Source organism: Aedoeadaptatus acetigenes (genome assembly GCF_025566985.1).
Taxonomy (GTDB): Bacteria; Bacillota; Clostridia; order Tissierellales; family Peptoniphilaceae; genus Aedoeadaptatus; species Aedoeadaptatus acetigenes.
In genome coordinates, this window is sequence record NZ_JAOQJD010000025.1 from 1 (window position 1) to 10897 (window position 10897).

The 10897-nt window shown below is 32.8% G+C and carries 10 protein-coding genes and 1 pseudogene; all 11 read left to right on the top strand.

What is annotated here, in order from left to right:
- Positions 1-151, top strand: a pseudogene (locus tag OCV31_RS09445) (DUF4368 domain-containing protein); the annotation flags it as partial.
- A gap of 75 nt (positions 152-226) precedes the next feature.
- Positions 227-799: a TetR/AcrR family transcriptional regulator gene (locus OCV31_RS09450; RefSeq protein WP_000079886.1), complete on the top strand. Its 573-nt coding sequence runs from the start codon at positions 227-229 to the stop codon at positions 797-799.
- Positions 800-902: 103 nt separating this feature from the next.
- On the top strand, positions 903-2642 hold the full coding sequence (locus OCV31_RS09455; RefSeq protein WP_001114254.1) for an ABC transporter ATP-binding protein: 1740 nt from the start codon (positions 903-905) through the stop codon (positions 2640-2642).
- Positions 2635-4344: an ABC transporter ATP-binding protein gene (locus OCV31_RS09460; protein WP_148474642.1), complete on the top strand. Its 1710-nt coding sequence runs from the start codon at positions 2635-2637 to the stop codon at positions 4342-4344. Before OCV31_RS09455 ends, OCV31_RS09460 begins: the two co-directional genes overlap by 8 nt.
- Positions 4345-4346: 2 nt before the next feature.
- Entirely contained in the window at positions 4347-5852 is a 1506-nt protein-coding gene (locus OCV31_RS09465; RefSeq protein ID WP_148474644.1) for an ABC transporter ATP-binding protein, read from the top strand.
- Between the two features lies 1 nt (position 5853).
- Positions 5854-6558: an energy-coupling factor transporter transmembrane component T gene (locus tag OCV31_RS09470; RefSeq protein ID WP_025194627.1), complete on the top strand. Its 705-nt coding sequence runs from the start codon at positions 5854-5856 to the stop codon at positions 6556-6558.
- Between the two features lie 10 nt (positions 6559-6568).
- Positions 6569-7153, top strand: a complete 585-nt coding sequence (locus tag OCV31_RS09475; protein ID WP_000791747.1) for an MptD family putative ECF transporter S component — start codon at positions 6569-6571, stop codon at positions 7151-7153.
- Between the two features lie 266 nt (positions 7154-7419).
- Positions 7420-7836 carry a sigma factor-like helix-turn-helix DNA-binding protein gene (locus OCV31_RS09480; RefSeq protein WP_001074477.1) on the top strand — a complete coding sequence of 139 codons (417 nt, stop codon included), beginning with the start codon at positions 7420-7422 and terminating at the stop codon, positions 7834-7836.
- Between the two features lie 83 nt (positions 7837-7919).
- The gene (locus OCV31_RS09485; RefSeq protein ID WP_028078447.1) at positions 7920-8249 is read left to right on the top strand and encodes a DUF3847 domain-containing protein; all 330 of its coding nucleotides are present in this window, start codon (positions 7920-7922) and stop codon (positions 8247-8249) included.
- Positions 8250-8496: 247 nt separating this feature from the next.
- On the top strand, positions 8497-10149 hold the full coding sequence (gene mobQ / locus OCV31_RS09490) for a MobQ family relaxase (protein WP_148474646.1): 1653 nt from the start codon (positions 8497-8499) through the stop codon (positions 10147-10149).
- Between the two features lie 2 nt (positions 10150-10151).
- On the top strand, positions 10152-10897 hold a 746-nt coding region (locus tag OCV31_RS09495; protein ID WP_065355236.1), incomplete at its 3' end, for a phage replisome organizer N-terminal domain-containing protein.

The window sequence follows — 10897 nt, forward strand, 5'->3', positions numbered from 1 at the left end:
TCAAAATTACCTGAAACGAAAAGCAAGCGGAAAACAGAAAGAGTATGAGGATAAATATAAGGCAAGAAGGGAGCAGAAGAAACAAGAGAAATTAAAGGTTTTGAAAAGAGTGGGGATACCGGTGAGTGAGTATATAAAAACAAATATTTAAACCTATCTTGACAAATATTGAATTTTGATTTATTATTAAATATATATTCAGTATTGGAATAGAAAGAGGTGTGCTATGGCACAAGTATTAAAAGAAGAAGTTAGAAATAGAATACTCGAAGCAGCAGAAAAAGTATTTTATAAAAAGGATTATAGAGGTGCCAAATTAACAGAAATTGCAAAAGAAGCAGATATTCCTGTGGCACTCATTTATACCTATTTCAAAAATAAGGAAGTTTTGTTTGATGCAGTAGTAAGTTCTGTTTATATAAACTTCGAGTCAGCTTTTAATGAGGAAGAATCTTTGGAAAAAGGTTCTGCTTCTGAAAGGTTTGATGAGGTTGGAGAAAATTATATTCATGAACTTTTAAAAGATCGTAAGAAGTTAATTATTTTAATGGATAAAAGCTCAGGTACAAAGCATACAGAAGCAAAACAAAAACTCATATCACAAATGCAGGTTCATATTGAAGTAAGTTTAAAAAGACAATCGAAACAGGAATATGATCCAATGCTTGCCCATATTTTAGCCAGTAACTTTACAGAGGGACTTCTTGAAATAGCAAGGCATTATCAAAGTGAAAAGTGGGCAAAAGATATGCTAAAACTTATTGCAAGGTGTTATTACAAGGGAGTGGAATCCCTATAATCAGCACAAAAAAATAGACTTTGCGTAATCAGCAAAGTCTTACTTTAAACCTTAATACTGAATTAAAATTCAATATTATTCAATTTTGAAAGGAGAGTTGTTCATGCCGGAAAAAGAATTAAGAAAAAAAGTGATTGGGAAAAACGGTTTATCCAATTCACTTCTTGCTTTAAAAATAGTATTTGATTTGATACCACAAATCTTACTCGTATATTTGATTAGTTCTTTAATTACAAACAATATTAACGAAGGTAATTTAAAGTATATATTTTTGGGAATCTTTATATCGTTTGTATTAAAAGGAGTGTTTTATTATTTTGCAACAAAGGTTGCCCATGAGAAAGCATACGAAAAATTAACAGAACTTAGGTTAGATATTATCGGTCATCTGAAAAAACTAAGTTTGGGATTCTTTAAAGAACATAATACAGGAGAGCTTACCAACATTGTCCAACATGATGTAGAACAAGTGGAAGTATATCTTGCTCATGGTCTCCCTGAAATAATGTCAGTTACACTTCTGCCTACCATTATTTTTGTAGCTATGATTTTTGTGGATTGGCGTCTTGCTCTTGGGATGATTGCCGGAGTTCCACTCATGTATTTGGTAAAAGTTCTTTCACAGAAAACAATGGATAAAAACTTTGCGATTTACTTCAATCATGAAAACAGAATGAGAGAAGAGCTAATGGAATATGTAAAAAATATTTCTGTGATTAAGGCTTTTGCTAAAGAAGAGGAAATTAGTGAAAGAACATTAAAAACGGCAAGAGAATATATTTACTGGGTTAAAAAGAGCATGGGGATGGTTACAATTCCAATGGGACTCATTGACATATTTATGGAAATTGGAGTGGTTATTGTCATGATTTTGGGAAGCATATTTCTTTATCATGGAAATATTACAACGCCTAATTTTATCCTTGCCATTATTTTATCGTCTGCTTTTACTGCTTCTATAAGTAAGACAGCTACATTGCAACATTTTTCTATTGTGTTTAAGGAAGCGTTAAAGGCGATAGGGAAAGTATTAACAGTTCCACTTCCAAACAAAAAGACAGAACAAGGTTTAGAATTTGGAAACATAGAATTTAAAGATGTGAATTTTGCATACGGAAAAGATAGCTTTGAGCTTAAAAATATCAATTTGAATTTTAAGAAAAATAGTTTGAACGCCTTTGTAGGAGCAAGCGGTTGTGGAAAGAGTACGGTATCTAATTTGCTTATGGGATTTTGGGATGCAGATGAAGGACAAATACTGATAAATGGAAAAGATATAAAAGAATATAGTCAAGAAAATATCTCAATGCTGATTGGTAGTGTGCAACAAGAAGTTATCCTTTTTGACTTAAGTATTTTTGAAAATATAGCAATTGGAAAACTAAATGCAACAAAAGAAGAAGTCATAGAAGCTGCTAAAAAAGCAAGATGCCATAATTTTATTTCAGCATTGCCAAATGGATATGAAACACGAGTAGGTGAAATGGGAGTTAAGTTATCCGGTGGAGAAAAACAAAGAATCTCTATAGCAAGAATGATACTGAAAAATGCACCGATTTTAATATTAGATGAAGCAATGGCGGCTGTTGATAGTGAAAATGAAAGACTTATCGGCGAAGCAATTGACGATTTAAGCAAGGATAAAACCATCATTACAATTGCTCATCATCTAAATACGATTAGAGATTCAGACCAAATTATTGTTATGGATAAGGGTGTTGTTCTTGATGCAGGAAGCCATGAAGAGCTGATGAAAAGATGTGATTTTTATAAGGATATGGTTGAAGCACAGAACAAGGTAGATAGATGGAATTTGAAAGAGGTGGTAACAGAAAATGTTTAGAGAAATGTTAAAACTACTTACAAAAACTGGCAAGAGAGATTTGATTATATCGAGTGTATTCTTTGCCCTTTATGGACTAAGCTCCATAGCTATGATTGTGATCGTATTTTCTATACTGTTCCAAATATTCGATGGAACGAGCTTAGCAAGTCTATATAAATATTTTATTGCGATTGGATTACTTGTAGTGTTCAAAGGTATTTGTAATATGGTTGCAGATATGAAAAAGCATAGTGCAGGTTTTGATATTGTTCAGCAAATCAGAGAACGCATGATTATCAAATTAAAAAAATTCAGCTTAGGATTTTATACCAACGAAAGACTGGGCGAGATCAATACAATTTTACACAAAGATGTTGATAATATGTCCCTTGTTGTAGGACACATGTGGTCAAGAATGTTTGGTGATTTTTTGATAGGTGCAGTCGTATTTGTTGGTCTTGAAAGTATTGATTTCAAACTTGCTATTATTATGGCTGTATCTGTTCCGATTGCACTTATCTTTCTATATCTGACAATTAAGCAATCTGAAAAAATAGAAAATCAGAACAACTCAGCACTTCTTGATATGGTTAGCTTATTTGTTGAATATGTTAGAGGAATACCTGTACTAAAGAGTTTTTCAAACAATAAGAGCTTAGATAATGAGCTTATGAACAAAACGAAAAAGTTCGGAGAAACAAGTAAAGCAGCTTCAAGATTCAAGGCAAAACAGTTATCTATATTTGGTTTTTTACTGGATATTGGATATTTAGTTCTTTTAATTGCAGGAGCAATACTTGTTATAAAGGGAAATCTCGATGTGCTTAATTTTATTATCTTTGCGGTAATTTCAAAAGAGTTTTATAAGCCGTTCGCTTCTATGGAACAACACTATATGTACTATGTTTCGGCGGTAGATAGTTACGAAAGACTTTCAAGAATTTTATATGCAGATGTAATCCCGGATAAAGTGAATGGAATTGTTCCGAAAGATAATGATATAGCTTTTGAAAACATAGATTTTTCCTATGAAAAAGATGAATTTAAAATGGAAAAATTGAGTTTTTCTATTGCTGAAAAAACAATGACAGCCTTAGTTGGAGAATCAGGTAGTGGAAAGACTACTATAACAAACTTACTTCTAAGATTTTATGATGTGCATAAAGGGAAAATTACACTCGGAGGAACTGATATAAGGGATATTCCTTATGATGAGCTTTTGGATCGTATCAGTATTGTCATGCAAAATGTTCAACTATTCGATAACACGATTGAAGAAAATATTAGAGTAGGTAAAAAAGGAGCTACAAAAGAGGAAATCATTAAAGCTGCAAAGAAGGCAAGGATACATGATTTCATTATGAGCTTACCAAAAGGTTATGAAACTGATATTGGCGAAAATGGAGGAATTTTATCAGGTGGACAAAGACAAAGAATATCTATTGCAAGAGCTTTTCTAAAAGATGCACCGATTTTAATTCTTGATGAAATGACAAGTAATGTTGATCCTGTAAACGAATCTTTGATACAGGATGCTATTACAGAACTTGCAAAGAATAGAACTGTACTTGTAGTGGCTCATCATTTAAAAACAATTCAAAAAGCTGACCAAATTCTCGTATTTCAAAAAGGAAATTTACTTGAAAAAGGAAAGCATGGCGAACTTCTTGCAAAAAATGGTTACTACACAAAATTATGGAAAGCTCAGTATGAGGTATAACCATGATTTTGCTAAAAAATGTTTATTATGAATGGGAAGATGGACGAACTGCTTTAAAAAATGTCAATCTTGAAATTAGAAAAGGTGAATTTGTTTTAATTTCAGGGAAAAGTGGAAGTGGTAAAAGTACTCTTGGAAGTGTGATGAATGGTCTTATTCCACATTATTACAAAGGCAAAATGAAAGGGGAAGCCTTTGCGTCCGGAAAAGATATAAGCAAATTATCGCTTCATGAAATAGGGCATATTGTAGGGACTGTATTTCAAGATCCAAGAAGTCAATTTTTTACGACAACGACAGATGAAGAAATAGCTTTTGGGCTTCAAACCATTTGCAAATCAAGAGATGAAATAAAACAGAGAGTAGAAGAAGTATATGCAGAACTGGATATTGAGGAACTGAAAGGAAAATCTGTTTTTGAATTATCAAGCGGACAGAAACAAAAGATAGCTATTGCAAGTATCTATGCGATGAATCCGAAAGTTTTAATTTTAGATGAACCTTCAGCAAATTTGGATATGAAAGCAACATTTGACCTATTTTTAATTTTGGAAAAATTAAAGAAAAAAGGAACAACAGTTGTTCTAATTGAACATCGTTTGTACTATGTAAAATCTTTATTTGACCGTTTTCTTTTGGTGAAAGATGGAGAAATTGCACTGGACTTGAGTCGGGAAGAAGTTATTCATCTTGAAGGGGAGTTTTGGGATGAGAATGGACTAAGAACTCTTGAATTAGAAGAATATAGGATAAGTGAGAAGAAAGACTCATATCAATTAAATGATGAAAGTATAAACGGAAAAGGCTTGAGATTTTGCTATCCGAATGTAGCTAAGGATGGAAAGAAGCAAAAACGGTACATTTTAAATCATCTTGATTTTAATATGGAGTGCGGAATAGCCATTGGTCTTATCGGCTTAAATGGTACCGGAAAAACTACCTTTGCAAGAGTGATTTCAGGACTTGAGAAGATAAAAGAGGGGAAGATATGGACGGGGAAAGATAATTCGCTTAATCATAAAGATTTAATGGATATGTCATATTTTGTCTTTCAAGATTCAGACTATCAGTTGTTTTCGGAAAGTGTACTTGATGAAATGCTGCTTGGTATTTCAAGTAAAGATAAAAAAGAAAATACTCAAAAGGCAAAGTCTATTTTGAATGTACTTGGCTTAGATAAATACATTGATAAGCATCCGTTTGCTTTATCAAGAGGAGAAAAACAAAGACTCACAATAGCTTGTGGAATGATGAAACAGGCAAAAGTTTTTATCTATGATGAACCAACATCAGGTTGTGATAAAGACTCAATGCTTTCAGTGGCAAAATTAATTGAAGAACAATTAAAAAATGGAACAACAGTTTTGGTGATAAGTCATGATTTTGAGTTTTTAGCGAACACAGTGAGTAAGCTCTGGGTAATGGGAGATGGAAAAATAGAAAGTGTTTTGAATATGAGTGAAAGTAATAAAATTCTCATATTGGACAAGATGAGAGGAGGTAGATAACTTGATGGATAGAAAAACAGTCGATCCGAGAATAAAACTTACTCTACTTCCAATTGTTGGATTTACGAGCTTTTTTATAAGCGATACAATTCTACTTTTCGGACTGATTCTCTTTGCCTTTTTTCTGTATGTATACAGCAGTATGTGGAAAAGAGCATTACGCTTTATTTTGTTTTTTGTGATTTTATACTGCATAGAGTTATGGCTTGGAAAGTTTTGTGAAGCAAGTATCGTATTTGCAATATATATGTTTATTTACTTTGCATCAAGGATGACCTTAATTGCTATGTTTGGTGGATATATAACAAAGACTACAAGTGTAAGTGAAATGCTTGAAGCATTAAATAGAATGAAAGTACCAAGAAGCATTGGTATACCTTTTAGTGTTTTGCTTAGGTTTGTACCAACTATAAAAATAGAACTCAAGGCATTAAAAGAGAATATGAAGATTCGAGGAATCGTAACAAGTAGATTTTTCCCCTTGCTACATCCAATTAAATATATTGAATATACGCTTGTTCCGCTTTTAATGAGAATGATTAAGATTTCAGATGAACTGTCAGCTTCAGCACTCATTAGAGGACTTGATAGTGATGAGAACAGGGTTACATTAACAAAATTGAGGTTTAGAACAACGGATTTGTTGATTGGACTATTAGGAGCTTTGATGATTGCTCTTGTGATAGTAATACAGAAAATTTATTAGGAGGACTTTTATGAAAAACAAATTAAATGGTCGTGATTTTATTACAATCGGAATCTTTAATGCAATTGGAATTGTCATATACATGGCGGTTGCATTTGCTATGGCAACAACAGTGATTGGAGGATTTATTGCTTCAGGAGTTAGCTTTATGGTAGCTGCTACCGTTTATATCCTTATGGCTTTGAAAGTTAAAAAGAAGGGCGTATTTACAATATCAGGAACGCTTCTTGGTTTAATTGCATTGTCAGGAGGACATTTGCCTCATGCAGTCTTTGCTGTAATCGGTGGAATTATATGTGATTTGATTATAGGAAATTATGAGAGCAAGGGACGAATGATTATTGGATATGGGATATTTGCATTAGCGGATTTTTTAGGGACAGTAATTCCTGTGATTTTATTCGGAACAGCTTCTTTTGTGGAAAGAGCATCAAAATGGAAAATGAGTGAAGCACAAATAAATGAAGCATTATCTTATTTCAAAGTTTCATGGGCAGTAGGCTTTGCCTTGATAACATTTGTTCTTGCTTGCATAGGAGCATTCGTTGCAACAAAGATACTCAAAAAGCATTTTGAAAAAGCAGGAGTGATTTAATAATAAATTTACTTAGGAGGGAAAATAATGGAGGGATAATTATGTCAAAACTTATAGTTTCGGTTTTCAAAGAACGATATAATTATCCTTTTTTATTCTTGGAATTGCTTACACATAGCAATAATACTTTACCAGAAACGACCAAATAGAAAATTATATAAAACATTAGTTTTTAAGCCGAGAGGACTATTTACACCAAAGTGTAGAAGTCCTCCTTTTTTTATTCTCAAAACCAAAACAGAGAACTTAAAAAGGAGGATGACTAAGTGGCAAAGAAAGAATATTACCTTTATGTAAAAGGCAAAGCCGTACCTGTAAGTGAAGAAGTCTACAAAGCCTATTGGAAGATAACAGAGCATGAAAAGTATCTCCAAAGAAAAGATTGGAAGCATAATGTAATACCATTTTCGGCACTGGATCATGATGGACACTTTGTAGATAACATCATAGATGAAAAGATAGACTTAGAAAAAATTGTAGAAGTAAAAATGCGAATTGAAGAACTTCATAAAGCATTAAATACTCTTACAAAAGAAGAACGAGAACTAATGGAAGCCATCTTCTACAAAGAAGAAAGTCTAAGGTCAATCAGCAGAAGAGAGAAAGTTACACATCAAGCAATCAGTGGGAGGAGGGATAGGATTTTAGAAAAACTGAGAAAGATTTTAGAAGATAAAATCTAAAAACTTGGAAAGGTTAAGTGTCAAAAAAGGTGCTTAACCTTTCTTTATGGAAACAAGCAGATACCAAAACGGAGGAATTAAAAATGAAGAAAGAAAAAACATTACAGGAAGTACAGGAACAAATTTCTGAACTTCAGGAAGAAAGAGAAAAGTGCGATGTAAAGCTGAAACAATTACAAAATCAAGGCAAAAAATTAGAAAAACTGGCAAATGAAAAGGAACGAAAAAGAAGAAATCACAGGCTCATACAAAGAGGCTTGATAGTAGAAAGAGTAATTGAAAATTCCCTTATGTTTGCCAATGAGGAGATAGAAGAACTACTTAAAGTTGCTACTGATACAGAAGAATACAGACAAGCCTATGAAGAAATGATAAATGGAAAAGATATGGAAGATGAAACAGATATTGAGTGAACAGAATAAAAAAACTTAGTTTTTTCAGAAGCTCCCTGCAAGGGCAAAAAGCTTCGCAGAACGCAAAGCACCCTTTAGGGTGTATAATTGCGCCCTTAGAAAAACTAAGGGATTTTAGCAAGTATTAAAAAATCCAAAACTTAATAAAAATATACGGATAAAGCAGATAGGAAAAGATACAAAAAATAGCCTGTCTGCTTTTTTCCTTTACCTAAAAACAAATAAAAAATGAAAGGAGCTTATGAAGATGGCAGAAACATTTCACTTTAATATTTCCATGATAAGCAGAGGAAAAAGTAAATCGGCAGTTGCAAGTGCAGCATATATCTCTTGTGAGAAAATCAAAAATGAATGGGATGGAGAAGTTCATGACTATCATAATAAAAAAGGACTTTTACATTCAGAAATCTTCTTGCCGGAGAATGTTCCCATAGCATTAAAAGATAGAACTACTTTATGGAATAGCGTTGAACTAAATGAGAAAGCAAGTAACGCACAGCTTGCAAGAAACTTCATTATCGCCTTACCAAAAGAATTATCCTTTGAAGAAAATAAGAAACTCATTACCGACTTCATACAAGAAAATTTTGTATCAAAAGGAATGATAGCAGACCTTGCAATCCATGATGAAAGTGATGAAGAAAATAATAATATCCATGCACATATTATGACTACCCTCAGACCAATCAATGAAAAAGGAGAGTGGCAGGCAAAAAGCAAAAAAGAATATGTAATTGATGAAAATGGAGAAAAGATAAAACTAAAAAGCGGGAACTACAAAACAAGAAAAGTAGAGCTGACAGACTGGAACAATAAAGGAAACGCAGAGAAATGGAGAGAGAATTTTGCAAGACTTTGTAATCAGTATTTAGAAAAAAATCATCAAGAAAAGAGAGTGGATCATCGTTCCTACAAAAGGCAAGGGATAGAAGAAATCCCAACCATTCACATGGGAGCAAGTGCCAGTGCCTTAGAGAAAAAAGGAATCGAAACCGACAAAGGAAACATCAACAGAGAAATAAAAAAACATAACTCTTTAGTAAAAGCTATCAAGAACAAGATAAAAGAAATCACTTCTTGGATAGACTCTTTACTTGGAAATCTGCAAGCAAAATACGATGGGTATAAACAGACCAAGAAAGATGAACTGGAGAACAAAGCAGAACTCTTTAACCTTTATGAATATATTTCTATCTACAACGAAATACAGGGAGAAAAAACAAAAAATCTATCCTACTATGGACAGATAAAAAAGGGAAATGCAGACCTAAAGAGATTTGTAAAAGCAATCTACTATCTAAAAGATAATCATCTTCAAACCATAGCAGACCTACAAGAAAAAGTTTTTGAACTGGCAAAGCAAAGTAAAAAGATAAGTGAAGATATTCAAAGCAAAACCCAAAGAATAAAGGAGTTAAATCGTTGCTTTATTTGTGCAGACATCATCAAAGAAAATAAGGCGGTATATCAGGAATATAAAGATAAAACTTTTCTTAAAGATAAATTTTACAATTCACATAAAGATGAAATTGAAAACTACAAAAAAGCAAGAAAGACTATAGAAAAATTTACTGGAACATCAGCTATAAAGTCGAGTGATTGGCAGAAAGAAATATCAAGCCTTGAAAAAGAGATACAAGACTTAACTGAAGATAAAGCTAAAGTTCAAGACGAATTTAAGCAGATAGATCATATCAAATATGCAGTAAAGATTGTGGGTGACGAGTATGGAATAGATTTATCTATAGAGATAGACAAGGCAATTAAGAGGGGAGATAAACCAAGTGTAATTGCACAACTGAAAAAATTTCAAGAGCAAGAGGAAAGAAAGGGTCAGTACAAACAAAAAGCAAAAGAAAAGGCTAAAGAAAATTATAAAAATAAAGGGGAGGAAAGATAAAAATGGCAGACAACAGAAGATACTATTGGTTAAAATTGAAAGAAGATTTTTTTACAGATAAGAGAATCAAAAGGCTAAGAAAAATATCAGGAGGAGATACCTATACAATCATTTATCTTAAATTGCTTTTACTTAGCTTAAAAGATAGTGGGAAGCTGTATTATGATGGAGTAGAAACAGACTTTATCAAAGAGCTTGCCTTAACGATTGATGAAACGGAAGATGATGTAATGGTTATAGTGAACTATCTTATGGCACAAGGATTGATGGAGATAATCACAGAAAATGACGAGTATTTTTTAACAGAAATCCCAAGTCTTATAGGTTCAGAAACAGCGTCTACAAGGCGTTCGAGAAAATCGAGAGGACAAAAAGCGTTGCAATGCAACACTAATGCAACACATTGCAACCTTTTGCAACAAAATTGCAACGGAGATATAGAGAAAGAAATAGATATAGAGTTAGAAAAAGAGGGGGAGATAGAAAAAATATCCCCCGTTTTTTATGGAGAATATAAAAATGTTTCCTTAACAGATGAAGAATATGGAAAGTTAAAGGATAAAATGCAAGGTCATAGGGAGAAAATGATAGAAAAGCTTTCGACTTATATGCAAAGCACAGGAAGAAACTACAAAGACCATTATGCGACCTTAATTCATTGGTATGAACAAGATAAAGGGAAATTAAAGGAGTGTAGTAAATCAACAGTATATACCCTTGAAGATTATGACAAGGGAGAACATTTATA

Excerpts from the sequence above, each read along its gene's own strand:
- OCV31_RS09450 (WP_000079886.1), top strand. The coding sequence starts at position 227 with ATGGCACAAGTATTAAAAGAAGAAGTTAGAAATAGAATACTCGAAGCA.
- OCV31_RS09455 (WP_001114254.1), top strand. The coding sequence starts at position 903 with ATGCCGGAAAAAGAATTAAGAAAAAAAGTGATTGGGAAAAACGGTTTA.
- OCV31_RS09460 (WP_148474642.1), top strand. The coding sequence starts at position 2,635 with ATGTTTAGAGAAATGTTAAAACTACTTACAAAAACTGGCAAGAGAGAT.
- OCV31_RS09465 (WP_148474644.1), top strand. The coding sequence starts at position 4,347 with ATGATTTTGCTAAAAAATGTTTATTATGAATGGGAAGATGGACGAACT.
- OCV31_RS09475 (WP_000791747.1), top strand. The coding sequence starts at position 6,569 with ATGAAAAACAAATTAAATGGTCGTGATTTTATTACAATCGGAATCTTT.
- OCV31_RS09485 (WP_028078447.1), top strand. The coding sequence starts at position 7,920 with ATGAAGAAAGAAAAAACATTACAGGAAGTACAGGAACAAATTTCTGAA.
- mobQ (WP_148474646.1), top strand. The coding sequence starts at position 8,497 with ATGGCAGAAACATTTCACTTTAATATTTCCATGATAAGCAGAGGAAAA.